At 62.8% G+C, this 14,057-nt stretch carries 7 protein-coding genes; 3 read left to right on the top strand and 4 right to left on the bottom strand.

Annotated elements, in window-relative coordinates; all coding sequences use genetic code 11:
• On the bottom strand, positions 1 to 1,668 hold a 1,668-nt coding region (locus tag EPO09_RS09425; protein ID WP_290642464.1), incomplete at its 3' end, for a methyl-accepting chemotaxis protein.
• A 324-nt stretch (positions 1,669 to 1,992) separates the two neighbouring features.
• Here EPO09_RS09425 and EPO09_RS09420 point away from each other — a divergent pair.
• A complete protein-coding gene (locus EPO09_RS09420; protein WP_290642462.1) occupies positions 1,993 to 8,079 on the top strand; it encodes an excinuclease ABC subunit UvrA in 6,087 nt (2,028 codons plus the stop codon).
• A gap of 38 nt (positions 8,080 to 8,117) precedes the next feature.
• Here EPO09_RS09420 and EPO09_RS09415 read toward each other — a convergent pair whose 3' ends face one another.
• Positions 8,118 to 10,316 (bottom strand): OsmC domain/YcaO domain-containing protein, encoded by a 2,199-nt coding sequence (locus tag EPO09_RS09415; protein ID WP_290642460.1) that lies wholly within the window; start codon positions 10,314 to 10,316, stop codon positions 8,118 to 8,120.
• Between the two features lie 178 nt (positions 10,317 to 10,494).
• Here EPO09_RS09415 and EPO09_RS09410 point away from each other — a divergent pair, with 178 nt between their 5' ends.
• Entirely contained in the window at positions 10,495 to 11,376 is an 882-nt protein-coding gene (locus EPO09_RS09410) for an intradiol ring-cleavage dioxygenase (protein ID WP_290642458.1), read from the top strand.
• Between the two features lie 39 nt (positions 11,377 to 11,415).
• A complete protein-coding gene (locus tag EPO09_RS09405; RefSeq protein ID WP_290642456.1) occupies positions 11,416 to 12,486 on the top strand; it encodes a GGDEF domain-containing protein in 1,071 nt (356 codons plus the stop codon).
• Here the strand turns inward: EPO09_RS09405 and EPO09_RS09400 are convergent.
• The gene (locus EPO09_RS09400; RefSeq protein ID WP_290642454.1) at positions 12,462 to 13,460 is read right to left on the bottom strand and encodes an AEC family transporter; all 999 of its coding nucleotides are present in this window, start codon (positions 13,458 to 13,460) and stop codon (positions 12,462 to 12,464) included. The genes EPO09_RS09405 and EPO09_RS09400 overlap by 25 nt on opposite strands.
• 1 nt (position 13,461) lies before the next feature.
• Positions 13,462 to 14,057 (bottom strand): sulfite oxidase heme-binding subunit YedZ (locus tag EPO09_RS09395; protein ID WP_367200059.1); only part of this gene is annotated, 596 nt, incomplete at its 5' end.

Raw genomic sequence — 14,057 nt, 5'->3', positions numbered from 1 at the left:
GTAACCCTCATCCACGTTGTCCGAACTGGCGCTGATCAGGTTCTTGATCTCGCGGGCGGCCTGAGCCGAACGCTGGGCCAGGCTGCGCACTTCGGAGGCCACCACGGCAAAACCACGCCCCTGCTCGCCTGCGCGTGCTGCTTCCACGGCGGCGTTCAAAGCCAGGATGTTGGTCTGGAAGGCGATGCCATCGATCACGGCGTTGATCTCGGCAATGCGGCGGCTCGATTGCTGAATGGCCGACATCTTGTTGACCACCTGCCCGAAGATCTGCCCGCTGCGCTCGGCTTCAGCAGCCGCCTCCAGAGCCAGTCGATTGGCACTTTGTGCCGTGCTGGCGTTGTTGCTCACCGTGGCAGACATCTCTTCCATCGACGAAGCCGTCTGCTGCAAGGACGAGGCCTGGTTCTCGGTGCGCGAGCTCAGATCCAGATTGCCTTGTGCGATCTGTGTGGATGCGGTGGCCACCGATTCGCTCGCATCCTTGATGCCGCTGATGACCTGTTTGAACTGCTTCATGGCCGCGCCCATCGCGCGCACCAACTGGCCAATCTCGTCACGCTGCTCGGCGTACATGGTCTGGCTCAGATCACCTTGCGCCATGGCTTGCGCCACGCGCACCGCACCGTTGACGGTACGGGTGGTCAGGCGGGTGATGACGATGGCCAATCCGGCGCCCAGGGCCAGCATGATCACCATCACGACCCCAGTCAACACGACCTGGCGCGCTTCCGCGGCCACACGGTTCTGCAAGCGTGCATTGAGTTGCTTGACGATTTCCTGGCTGACCGCAAATTGCGCCTGGATCACGCTGGTCATGTCCTTGAAATAGGCGGCGGAGTCCTGCCCAGACAGATCGTCAGCCTGAACAATCCGCTCGATCAGGCTTTGACCACGCGCCTGTGCCTCGGTGGCTTCCTTGAAGGCAGACGACAGCGCACCGGCATCGTCCTCTTTGAGCGCACCAGACTTCTCCATGTCCCTTGAGGCGTCCACCGCATGCGCTTTCAAGCCATCGAGCAAGCTGGCCAGGGCATGCCCCTCCGTGGAGGCGGGGTCCTTCTTGACCAGCATGGCGGTACCTTTGGCCCGAGAGATGCCCAGCTTCTCTGTCAGCCTGGGCAGATCGCGGAACGCTGCCGTGATGAGGTAGTAGCACTGCGCGTCGGCATCCAGTGCCAGGCCGGAGTCACCCACCACGTCTTCCAGCAAGAGCAACTGCCTGTTCACCAGTTCGGTGTGACGCTTGATGCTGGCGGGTGTAGCCAGCGCGACAGACGATACATCCTGAGCCAGTGCCTGCCAATCTCTGTGCAATTCATCGACCTTGCCGCGCAAGGACGCGCTGTCCATATCGGACAAGGCGCTCAGAACCCCGGCGTACGCCTGCTCAACCTGTGCCTGGCGCTCCTGTCGAACGGCTTGCTTGCTGGCATCGCCGCTGAGCACGGCAGCGGACAGACCGCGGTGCTCCTGCGTCAGGCGAATCAACTTGAGCATGGCCTCGGAGGGCGCCAGGCCCTTGACCTCTTCACGCAGGTCATGCAGGTTGCCGACCGCGCTGCTCAAGACGAGCGTGGATGGCGCCGCGGCCATCAGCAAGGCCACCAAGCTCAACAAGACGAATTTGTGGCGCAGTGGCAGGTTGGCGATCCATGTCGATATCACTTGAGTCTCCTCACGTTCTCGGAAAGTACAGCAAGCCGAGGCATCGACGCTTTCAGCCCGTTGCATAGTGCGTCATGTTGGGCCACCTTGACGCGAGGAGTGAGCACCACATTGGTGCCCGGCAACTATCAGCCCCTGTTACACGGCGTTTACGTCCAATCAGCCGTGGACTTGAGGATCAATCCGTAACAAAAGCAGGTCGCAATTCCCCTTCGAACCACTGATTTCCACCGCATGCCAACACAGTCACGAATCCCTCTCTAGAATGTTTGCGCTCCTGCTGTGGGGATCCTCCTGCAGCGGTCTGCCAGCGCAAGGTGTCCCATGTCCGATATCCGCATCCGCGGTGCCCGCCAGCACAATCTCAAGAACCTCGATCTCGACATCCGCACGGGTGAATTGACGGTCGTGACGGGCCCCAGCGGCTCCGGCAAATCGTCGCTGGTGTTCGACACCTTGTATGCCGAGGGCCAGCGTCGTTACGTCGAGACCTTCAGCGCTTATGCACGCCAGTTCCTCGATCGCATGGACCGCCCTGCGGTGGACCGCGTGGAAGGCGTGCCGCCGGCGATTGCCATCGACCAGACCAATCCCGTGCGCACCTCGCGCTCGACGGTCGGTACGATGACCGAGCTGAACGACCACCTCAAGCTCTTGTTTGCGCGCGCAGCCCAGTTGTTCGACCAGGACACCGGCCTGCTGGTGCGGGAAGACTCGCCGCAATCGGTGTTTGACGAACTGCTGCAACGTTGTGCGGCCACGCCGGGTGGCCGCCGTGTGGTGATCACCTTTGGCGCCGAGCTGCCGGCCAACACCACGCCTGAGCAGATGCAGGAGTGGCTGTCGGTCAGTGGTTTCTCGCGCATCCAGGCGCAGCGGGTGGTCAAGGCCAGCTTGCTGCCTTCTGCGGCGCTGACATCCACACAGGCCTCTGCTTCAGGCGAGGCAGAGGCCGCCGACGGCGCCAAGCCCGCGAAGAAGAAAGCGGCAGCCAAGAAAGCGACCAAGTCAGCCGGCAAGAAGACGAAGGACGAGGCCAGCGCCGAAATTGCCTCGGACGAGCGCCTGGTGCTGGACGTGGTGGCAGACCGCTTCCGCGTCGGGGCCGATCCATCTGGCGCCGATCTGGACAGGCCGCGCGTGATGGAGGCGCTGGAAGTGGCCTTCAAGCGCGGCAGCGGCCACATCACCGTGTATGCATTGCCTGAGGGAGACGGTGAACCCGATCTGTGGCGCTTCTCTGCCGGCCTGCATTGCCCCGACAGCCACCGCCGCTACAGCGCACCTACGCCCGGCATGTTCTCGTTCAACTCCGCAGCCGGTGCCTGCCCGGCCTGCCGGGGCTTTGGCCGCGTCATCGGTGTGGACTGGGGCCTCGTCATCCCCGATGCCAAGAAGACGCTGCGCGGCGGCGCCATCAAGCCCCTGCAAACGCCCGCCTGGGCTGATTGCCAGGCGGACCTGATCAAGTACGCCGGTGACGCCGGCATCCCGCGTGACACCACCTGGGCGCAGATGACACCCGAGCACAAGGCCTGGGTGCTCGACGGCGACCCGACCTGGAAGGGCAACTGGAACAAGCAGTGGTACGGCATCAAACGCTTCTTCGAGTACCTGGAGAGCAAGGCCTACAAGATGCACATCCGCGTGCTCTTGTCCAAGTACCGCAGCTACACCACCTGCCCCACGTGCGATGGCGCGCGCTTGCAGACCGAGTCATTGCTGTGGCGCCTTGGCTCACGTGAAGATGCCGATGCGGTACTGCCGACATCAAAGCGCATGCTGACAAAGGGCATCGCGATGCCTCGCGTCAAACTCGAACAACTGCCTGGCTTGAATCTGCACGACGTGATGTTGATGCCGATCTCGCAACTGCAGCGCTTCTTCTCCTTCGTGACGCTGGCCAACCGGGGCGACAACGATGCGCTCGCCTTGCTGCTCGACGAGATCCGCACCCGCTTGAAATACCTCGTGGACGTGGGCCTGGGTTACCTCACGCTGGACCGCCAGAGCCGCACCCTGTCGGGCGGCGAAGTGCAGCGCATCAACCTGACCACGGCCCTGGGCACCTCGCTGGTCAACACCCTGTTCGTGCTGGACGAGCCCAGCATCGGCCTGCACCCGCGCGACATGGACCGGATCAACATCGCCATGCAACGCCTGGTTGATGCCGGCAATACGCTGGTGGTGGTCGAGCATGACCCCGCCGTGATGCTGGCCGCTGACCGCGTGATTGACCTGGGCCCCGGCCCTGGCCATCAAGGCGGCCGCATCGTGTTCGATGGCACGCCTGATGACCTGAAAAAAGCAGAAACGCTGACGGGCGCTTACCTGGGCGCCCGCCGCACCATCGGCATGGGCCTGCGTCGCATCGTGCAAGACAACACGCCCAAGCTGATCCTGCAAGGTGCGCGTCAGCACAACCTGCAGAACCTGAACATCGAGTTCCCCCTGCAGCGCCTGGTGGGCGTGACGGGCGTGAGCGGTTCGGGCAAATCCACCCTGATCCAGGACATCCTGCACCCCGCCCTGCTGCGCCACTTCGGCCAGGCCACGGACTCACCGGGTGAGCACGATGAGCTGCTGGGCGCGGACTGGCTGAGCGCCGTCAACTTCGTTGATCAATCGCCCATCGGCAAGACGGCTCGCTCGAACCCCGCCAGCTATGTGGGCGCTTTTGATGCGGTGCGCACGATCTTTGCCGTCACGCCTTTGGCGAAAGAACGCAAGTACACAGCCGGCACCTTCAGCTTCAACGCGGGCACGGGCCGATGCGCCACCTGCGGCGGCTCGGGCTTCGAGCACGTGGAGATGCAGTTCCTGAGCGACGTCTACCTGCGTTGCCCCGATTGCGATGGCACACGCTTCCGCGCCGAGGTGCGCGAGGTCAAGATCGAGCGCCTGGGCAAGCAGCTCTCCATCTCGGACGTGCTGGAGCTGACCGTGGCCGAGGCCGTGCGCCTGTTCGGCCAGGATGTGGACGTGGTGCGCGCTCTGCAGCCGCTCGCCGATGTGGGCCTGGACTATGTGAAGCTGGGCCAGCCTGTGCCGACCTTGTCTGGCGGCGAAGCGCAGCGCTTGAAGCTGGCCGGCCATCTGGTCGAGACCGCGCAGCAAGCCAGCAAGTCAGGCCAGCGCACCGCGCGCAAGGGCACGCTCTTCATGTTCGACGAGCCCACCACCGGCCTGCACTTCGACGACATCGCCAAGCTGATGCGGGCCTTTGCCAAGCTGCTGGATGCCGGCAACTCCATCATCCTGATCGAGCACAACCTGGATGTGATCCGGGCTTGCGACTGGCTGATCGAGCTAGGCCCCGAAGGCGGTGATGCCGGCGGCCAGCTGGTGGCCTTTGGCCCGCCGGAAGAAGTGCGCCTGAAGCACACGGCCACCGGTGTGGCCCTGCGTGAATACGAAGATGCGTTGGGGCTGGATGTGCCGGGTGGCGAAGAGGCTGCCGCGAAAAGCGACAAGGCCACCAAGGCGAGCAAGAGCACGAAGGGCAGCAAGAGCAAGGCAAGCAATGACGCCGAGGCCAATGCCGCTGTCGTCGCCATGGAGCGCGAGGCTGCCTATGAACTGGGCCTCGCCGACAAGCTGCGCAGCGATGAAGGCACCTCACTGCAAGCCATCATCAAGGCTCGCCGCGAGCGCCGCCGTGAAGCCGCTGCCAAGGCGCCTGGCCACGACAGCATCGAAGTGATCAATGCCCACGAGAACAACCTCAAGGGCATGAGCGTGCACATCCCGCGTGGCAAGTTCAACGTGATCACGGGCGTGTCGGGCTCGGGCAAATCCACGCTGGCGTTTGACATCCTCTTCAACGAAGGCCAGCGTCGTTATCTGGAGTCGCTCAACGCCTATGCGCGCTCGCTGGTGCAGCCTGCAGGCCGGCCTGAGGTCGATGCCGTTTATGGCATCCCGCCGACGGTCGCCATCGAGCAGCGCCTGTCTCGCGGTGGCCGCAAGAGCACCGTGGGCACGACCACCGAAGTGCACCACTTCCTGCGCCTGCTGTTCGTGAAGCTGGGCGTGCAGCACTGCACCAACCCGGCCTGCTGTGATGCCGATGGCCACCCCATGGCCGTGCTGCCCCAAACGCCCGAGGCCATCGCGGCCCAATGGGTGCGAGATTACCGGGGCCAGCACATCGGCCTGATGGCGCCGCTGGTGGTCAACCGCAAGGGCATCTACACAGAGCTGGCCAAGTGGGCCTCCAGCAAAGGCTTCACACACCTGCGTGTGGATGGCGAGTTCCTGCCCAGCGCGGGTTGGGGCACGGCCAGCGGCCCCAAGATCGACCGTTATCGCGAGCACACCATCGAGCTGCCTGTGGGCGATGTGGTGGTCAAGCCTGAGAACGAAGCACGCCTGCGCGAGTTGCTGGCATCGGCCCTGGAACATGGCAAGGGTGTGGTCCACCTCATCACCGGGCTGGAAGGCCTGGCTGAAGCACTGGCCACGGGCAAGTCCACCTTGCACATGGGCCGCGTCAAGGTGTTCTCCACCGAGCGCGCCTGCCCGAGCTGTGGCACCAGCTACCCCGAGCTGGACCCACGTCTGTTCTCGTACAACAGCAAGCACGGCTGGTGCCCAGACTGCGTGGGCACGGGCCTGGCGCTGACACGTGAACAGCGCAAGGTGATGGACGACTCGCAGACCGATGACAACAAGGGCCGCGAACAGACCTTCGCCGAGCCCGATGTGGAAGACGTGACCGATGCCGAATGCGAGACCTGCCATGGCGCACGCCTCAATCCGGTGGCACGTGCGGTTCAGCTGCGCGGCCAGTCCATCGCCGAGCTGTCCGCCTTGTCCGTCAAGGACGCGCGCAAGTGGGGCGAAAAGCTCAAGCTCGACGGCCGCGAAGCCACGATTGCCCGCGACATCGTCAGCGAGATCAAATCCCGCCTGAGCTTCATGGAGCAGGTCGGCCTGGGCTACCTCAGCCTGGACCGCGCCGCACCCACGCTGTCTGGCGGCGAAGCCCAGCGTATCCGCCTGGCCGCCCAACTGGGCTCGAACCTGCAAGGCGTCTGCTATGTGCTGGACGAGCCCACCATCGGTCTGCACCCCCGTGACAACCAGTTGCTGCTCGAAGCCCTTCACACCCTGGGCAAAGAGGGCAACACGCTGGTCGTGGTCGAACACGATGAGGACACCATTCGCCGCGCCGAGCACATCATCGACATCGGCCCCGGCGCCGGTGTGCGTGGCGGCACGGTCGTGGCCGAAGGCTCCGTGGCCGACATCATGGCTTCCGAGACCTCGGTTACCGGCCGCTGCCTGCGCCAGCCCATGGCCCACCCGCTGCAAGGCGAAGACGGCCAACGCCGCGCCATCACGGCCGAGACACCGCAGTTGAGCATCAAGAAGGCGCGCCTGCACAACCTCGATCAGGTCAGCGTCAAAGTGCCGCTGCAGCGCCTGGTGGCCGTCACAGGCGTATCGGGCTCGGGCAAGTCCACCATCGCGCGCGACGTGCTGCTGGCCAATGTGCAGACTGCCGTCAGCATCCCGCCCAAGGAACGCGCCAAGACTGCGCCACTGTGGGTGGGCTGCGATGGCATCGAAGGCTGGGGCGCGGTAGATCGCGTGCTTGAAGTCGACCAGACCCCGATCGGTAAGACGCCGCGCTCCTGCCCGGCTACCTACATCGGCTTCTGGGACACCATCCGCAAGCTCTTTGCCGACACGCTGGAAGCCCGCGCACGCGGCTGGGCGGCCGGTCGATTCAGCTTCAACACAGGCGAGGGCCGCTGCCCGGCTTGCGAAGGCCAGGGCATCCGCACCATCGAGATGGCCTTCCTGCCCGATGTGAAGGTGCACTGCGACACCTGCAACGGCATGCGCTTCAACCCCGAGACGCTGGCCGCCACCTGGCGCGGCAAACACATCGGCGACGTGCTCAAGATGGAGGTGGACGAGGCCGTCGCGTTCTTCTCCACCATGCCCTCCATCGCGCACCCGCTCAAACTGCTGCAGGACGTGGGCCTGGGCTACCTCACGCTGGGCCAGCCCTCCCCCACCTTGTCAGGCGGCGAGGCGCAGCGCATCAAGCTGGTCACCGAACTCAGCAAGGTGCGCGACGACATCACCCGCCGTGGCCAGAAGGCGCCTCACACCCTGTACGTACTGGATGAACCCACGGTCGGCCTGCACCTGGCCGACGTGGAAAAGCTCATCCGCGTGCTGCACAGGCTGGTGGATGGTGGCCACAGCGTGGTCGTGATCGAGCACGATCTGGACGTGATCGCCGAAGCCGACTGGATCATCGACATGGGCCCCGAAGGCGGCACCGGTGGCGGCAAGGTCGCGGCCGAAGGCACGCCCGATCACATCGTCAGCAAGAAGACGCACACTGGGGTGGCGCTCAAAGGCGTACTGCACCGCGCCAACAAGCTGAACTGAACGATGGGCCGCCTTTGCGCGCCCATCTATTCAGCCCATCAGCTGACGCCAACGGCGGCCCGCGCCCTGTGCAGCTTCTTGTAGCTGTCGATCAGGCGCTGGTGCCTGTCGAGCCCCTCCAGCTTCATGCTGGTCGGAGTCAAACCATGGAAGCGCACGCTGCCATTCACCGATCCAATGACAGCATCCATGCGCGGGTTGCCAAACATCCGCCGGAAATTGGCTTCGTAATCTTCCAGCGCCATCTCGTCGTCCAGCACCACTTCCAGCACCGCGTTCAAGGCTTGATAAAACAAGCCGCGCTCGACCGTGTTGTCGTTGTATTGCAAGAAGGCGCCCACCAGTTCTTGCGCATTCTCCAATTGCTGCAAAGCGAGATGGATCAGCAGCTTGAGTTCCAGAATGGTCAACTGCCCCCAGACCGTGTTCTCGTCGAACTCGATGCCGATCAATGTGCTGATGTCGTTGTAGTCATCCAGCTCGCTGTCCTGCAAACGATCGAGCAGCGCTTCAAGCTGATCGTCGTCCAGGCGATGCAAGTTCAGGATATCGGCGCGAAACAGCAGGGCCTTGTTGGTGTTGTCCCAAATCAGATCCTCTACCGGATAGACCTCCGAGTAACCCGGCACCAGGATCCGGCACGCGGTGGCGCCCAACTGGTCATAGACAGCCACATACACTTCTTTGCCCATGTCTTCGAGGATGCCGAACAAGGCTGCGGCTTCCTCGGCATTGGCGTTGGCACCTTGGCGAGAAAAGTCCCACTCGACGAAATCATGATGTGCTTTGGCGCTGAAGAAACGCCACGACACCACGCCACTGGAGTCAATGAAGTGTTCAACGAAGTTATTGGGCTCCGTCACGGCATTGCTCACAAAGGTCGGGCGAGGCAAGTCGTTCAAGCCTTCAAAACTGCGCCCCTGCAGCAACTCCGTCAGGCTGCGCTCCAGCGCCACTTCAAAGCTGGGGTGCGCGCCGAACGAGGCAAATACACCGCCTGTCTTCGGGTTCATCAGCGTCACGCACATCAGCGGGTACTGGCCACCCAGCGAGGCATCCTTCACCAACACCGGAAAGCCTTGCTCTTCCAGGCCCTGGATGCCAGCCAGGATGCCTGGGTATTTGGCCAGTACTTCTGGCGGCACATCGGGCAGCGCGATCTCCCCTTCCAGGATCTCGCGCTTGACGGCACGTTCAAATATTTCTGACAGGCATTGCACTTGCGCTTCGACCAAGGTGTTGCCGGCGCTCATGCCATTGCTGACATACAGGTTCTCGATCAGGTTGGACGGGAAATAAACGACCTGGCCGTCCGACTGGCGGACATAGGGCAGCGAACAAATGCCGCGTTGTGCATTGCCTGAATTGGTGTCGATCAGGTGCGAGCCACGCAGTTCACCATCCGGGTTATAGATGGCCAGGCAGTGCTCATCGAGGATGTCATCCGGCAAGGCATCGTCAGGACCAGGCTTGAACCAGCGCTCGTTCGGGTAATGCACGAACGCCGCATTGGCAATGTCTTCGCCCCAGAACTGACCGCCGTAGAAGTGGTTGCAGCTCAGGCGCTCAATGTACTCGCCCAAGGCCGACGCGAGGGCACTCTCCTTGGTCGCCCCCTTGCCATTGGTAAAGCACATGGGGGAGTGCGCATCGCGGATATGCAGCGACCACACATTGGGAACGATGTTGCGCCATGACGCAATTTCGATCTTGATGCCCAGGGCGGCCAAGGTCCCTGACATGTTCGCAATGGTTTGCTCAAGCGGCAGATCCTTGCCTGCGATGTAGGTGCTCGTTGAGGCATCCGGCTTCAAGGTGAGCAAGGACTGCGCATCGGCATCGAGGTTTTCCACCTGCTCGATCACGAACTCAGGCCCGGCCTGCACCACCTTTTTTACCGTACAACGATCGATAGACCGCAAGATGCCTTGGCGGTCTTTGTCGGATATGTCTGCCGGCAACTCGACCTGGATCTTGAATATCTGCTGGTAGCGATTTTCCGGATCGACAATGTTGTTCTGCGACAGGCGAATATTGTCGGTAGGGATATCGCGCGTGACGCAGTACAGCTTCACAAAGTAAGCCGCGCACAAGGCTGATGAAGCCAGAAAATAATCAAATGGCCCTGGGGCCGAGCCATCGCCTTTGTAGCGGATGGGCTGGTCGGCGATCACTGTGAAGTCATCGAACTTGGCTTCAAGACGAAGCTTGTCAAGAAAATTGACTTTGATTTCCATTCGAAAACTCGCGAAGCAGGGAGGGCGCATATTTTGCCTGACTGCAGTGATGCGCCACCGCCAGGGTATTTGACCGCCATGGACACACCAATGTGTCAGCGCTGACAAAAAGCGCACATGAAGCAGCATCATGCGATGGGCAGCATGGAGGCCACACCACCCCATACCCCTGCATACCATGCACAAGCACGGACTTGAACACGATCTGAGCACCCTGGCACAGCAGCATGAGCGCCGTCAGTTGATACGCTGGCTGAGTACGGCCAGCGCCCTGGCTGCCACCGGCGTCCTGCCCATGCTGGGTTGCGGCGGAGGCGGTGATGCGGGCAGCACGGCCAACAGCACATCCAGCAGCACCGGCACCAGCGCAAGCACCACGACAACAACGATCACAACAACGGGATCAAGCACCTGCTCCGTTGCACCGGAAGAAACCGCCGGCCCCTACCCAGGCGACGGCTCCAACACCAGCAACGGGGCCACCAGCAACGCGCTCATGCTGGCCAGCGTGGTGCGCAGCGACATCCGCAGCAGCATCGACGGCGCCAGCGGCACAGCAGCCGGCGTGCCGCTGGTCCTCACCATCCAGCTGACCAACACCAACGCCTCATGCGCCTCACTGGAGGGCTATGCCATCTACCTGTGGCACTGCAACCGCGATGGCAAATACTCGCTGTACTCCAGCGGCGTCACTGACCAGAACTACCTGCGCGGCGTGCAAGCCACCGATGCCAGCGGCAACGCCACCTTCACCACCATCTTCCCGGGTTGCTATGACGGCCGCATGCCGCACATGCATCTGGAGATCTACCGTAGCCTGACCACGGCCACCAGCTTCAGCAACAAGCTCAAGACCACGCAACTGGCCTTCCCCGTGAGCACCTGCACCGAGGTCTACACCAATGCCAGCGGCTACAGCGCCAGCCTGACCAACCTCGGCAAGATCAGCTTTGCGACTGACAACGTCTTCAGCGACGGCATCACGCTGGAGATGACCACGCTGAGCGGCAGCGTGACCAACGGCTACACAGGCAACATCACCCTGTCGATCGCGGCATAGTGCTCAAGAACACCTGGCAGCTGCCGATATAAGCGGACGATGGACCGCGAACCCCAATCACTCCTGAGCCGACAGTTCACCAACCGCAACACGGCTTCCGCATTCTGGAAACTGATGCACAAGGTGGCTGTGGTGGCGGGGGCCACCCATGTGATGTTCCTCGGCTTGTTCTACGGCCTGGGTGCGCACTCGCTGGCCTGGGTCAACCTGGGCAGCGTCGTCCTCTTCGCCACCAGCTATCTCTGCTTGAAACAGCGCCTGAATCTGCTGGCCGTCGGTCTGATCGTGACAGAGATCCTGGCCCACGCCGCCCTGGCCGTGCGCGCCATCGGCTGGGACAGCGGCTTTCATTACTACCTGCTTGTGGTCGTCCCCGTGGTGGTCATCAGCAGGATGAAGGTACGCGCTTTCAGGCCCTTGCTGATCGGCCTGCTGCTGGCGGTCTACTTGGGCATGGACTACAACTTGCGAGGTCTCCAGCCGTATGACCACATCAGCACGGAAGCCTTGACTGCGCTGCGTTACTTCAACATTGCCGTCACCGTCCTGCTGCTGACCTACCTGTCCAACATCTACCTGCAACTGGTGACCAAGGCCGAAAAAGATTTGCGCGTGCTGGCCACCACCGACCCGCTCACCCACCTGCTCAACCGCCGCAGCCTGATGGAAGTGGCCGAGTACGAACTGGTGCAACGCAAACGCAACCACGCACCACTGGCCTTCGTGCTGGCCGATATCGACCACTTCAAAGGCATCAACGATGAATTCGGTCACGCGGCGGGTGATGCCGTACTGACGGCCGTGAGTGTGCTCTTGCGTCAGGCCTTGCGCGAGCAGGACAGCGTGGCCCGCTGGGGCGGCGAAGAGTTCCTGATCCTGATGCCCAACGCCACGCTGGAAATGGCCAGCACGGTGGCCGAACGCCTGCGCCAGCAAATCGCCGCCGTCGAGGTGCCATTCGAAGGCAAGCAGATCAAGGTCAGCATGACCTTCGGCGTGAGTTGCCACCACGACGACGAGTCCATCGATGAGCCCGTCAACCGGGCAGACACGGCCCTGTACAAGGGCAAGCTGTCAGGGCGCAATCAGGTGGTGGCTGAAGTGGCCTGAACACCCAGGCCGTGCGCCCACAGCGCCACGGTCAGCAAGGCCAGCGCCGTGGTCCACAAAATCACACGGGCCACCAAGGTGGTGTTGGCACCTTCACGCTCGGCCAGCATCGACACATTGCTGGCAGAAGGCAGGGCCGCCGCCATCGTGACCGTCAACAAGCCATAGGCGGTCACAGGCACCCCAGCACATTGCAAACCCCAGCCCGCCCCGCACACGATGAGTGGATGCACGGCCAGCTTGAGGAGCGCCGGCACCCAGATACCTGGCATGACCACGCCATCGCGTGCTGGCTGCATCTGCGCCCTCGCCAGAATCGCGCCCAGCGTGAACAAAGCCGTGGGCGTGGCAGACAGGCCCAGCAGCCGCACCGTTTCATCCACTGGATGAGGCAGATGCCAGTTCAGCGCGGCAAACAGCATGCCCACGGCCATGGACCACAGCAGCGGGTTGCGCAAGGCGCCTTTGAGCGAAGCCTGTGCGGCATGCCAGGCCTCATGCGGGTCATCGCCCGGCGCTTCTTGTGCGGTGTGGGAGTGCGCCCAGGCCAGGCACAAGGAACTCAGCAGCAGCACGTCCACAATGAGCGTGGCCGCCACAGGCCCGGCTGCTTTCGGGCCCAGCAAACCGGTCAGCAACGGCAGGCCCAGAAAACCGGTGTTCGGGAAAGCCGTGACCAGCGCCACCAGCCCGCCATCGCGCCGGATCAGGCCCACACGCACGCTCCAGATCAAGGCCAGCACCGTGATCACCGAGCCCGCTACGCCATAGGCCAGCAGCAAGCCCAGCAAGCCTTCCTGCATCAGCGCGCCGCTGGCACTGAGCCGAAACACCATGGCAGACAAGCCGAAGTACAGCACAAAGCTGTTGAGCGCCCCGATGCCATCCACCGGCAACACCCCACGGCGCGCCGCGCCCCAGCCCATCAGAACCAGCACAAAGAACGGCACGAAAAGAAGCAACAGGTCGATCAATTCAACGCACTTTCAGCATGCCCATCACACCACCCTTGCGCATGGCGCGCCAGCCCAGCAGCAGCGCCAGGATCACTGCATAGACCATCACCTCGCTCACATCGTTCTTGGCTGCTTTCTTCCAATAGAAGTGCAGCAAACCCAGCAGCGCCACAGCGTAGACCAGCTTGTGCAAAGCCTGCCAGCGTCGCCCGCCCAGCTTGCGGATGGCCGAGTTGAAAGAGGTCAGCGCCAACGGCGTCATCAAGGCCAGCGCCAGCACGCCCACCAGAATGAAGTTGCGCTTGATCACGTCCTTGACGATGTCATCGATCACCAGCCCCTTGTCCAGCCAGGCGTAGGCCAGGAAGTGCAGCAGGGCATAGACAAAGGTGGTGACACCCAGGGCGCGCCGATAACGCATCAAGGTGGGCAGCGAGGCTGCTTCGCGCAAGGGCGAGATTGCCAGCGTCAGCCACAGCCAGCGCAAGGCCCACTCGCCCGTTTCCCTGATGAGTTTCTCTGCCGGATTGGCGCCCAGGTGCCCCGTGAAGCCCTTGATCATCACCACCACAAAAGGCACGGTACACAGCAGCCACAAGAGCGGCTTCACCCACG

The organism is Aquabacterium sp., assembly GCF_004297345.1.
Lineage (GTDB): Bacteria > Pseudomonadota > Gammaproteobacteria > Burkholderiales > Burkholderiaceae_C > Aquabacterium.
Note: the sequence above shows the minus strand (reverse complement) of the source record. Positions and strands in the feature narration are given on the sequence as shown.

Excerpts from the sequence above, each read along its gene's own strand:
- EPO09_RS09420 (WP_290642462.1), top strand. The coding sequence starts at position 1,993 with ATGTCCGATATCCGCATCCGCGGTGCCCGCCAGCACAATCTCAAGAAC.
- EPO09_RS09415 (WP_290642460.1), bottom strand. The coding sequence starts at position 10,316 with ATGGAAATCAAAGTCAATTTTCTTGACAAGCTTCGTCTTGAAGCCAAG.
- EPO09_RS09410 (WP_290642458.1), top strand. The coding sequence starts at position 10,495 with ATGCACAAGCACGGACTTGAACACGATCTGAGCACCCTGGCACAGCAG.
- EPO09_RS09405 (WP_290642456.1), top strand. The coding sequence starts at position 11,416 with ATGGACCGCGAACCCCAATCACTCCTGAGCCGACAGTTCACCAACCGC.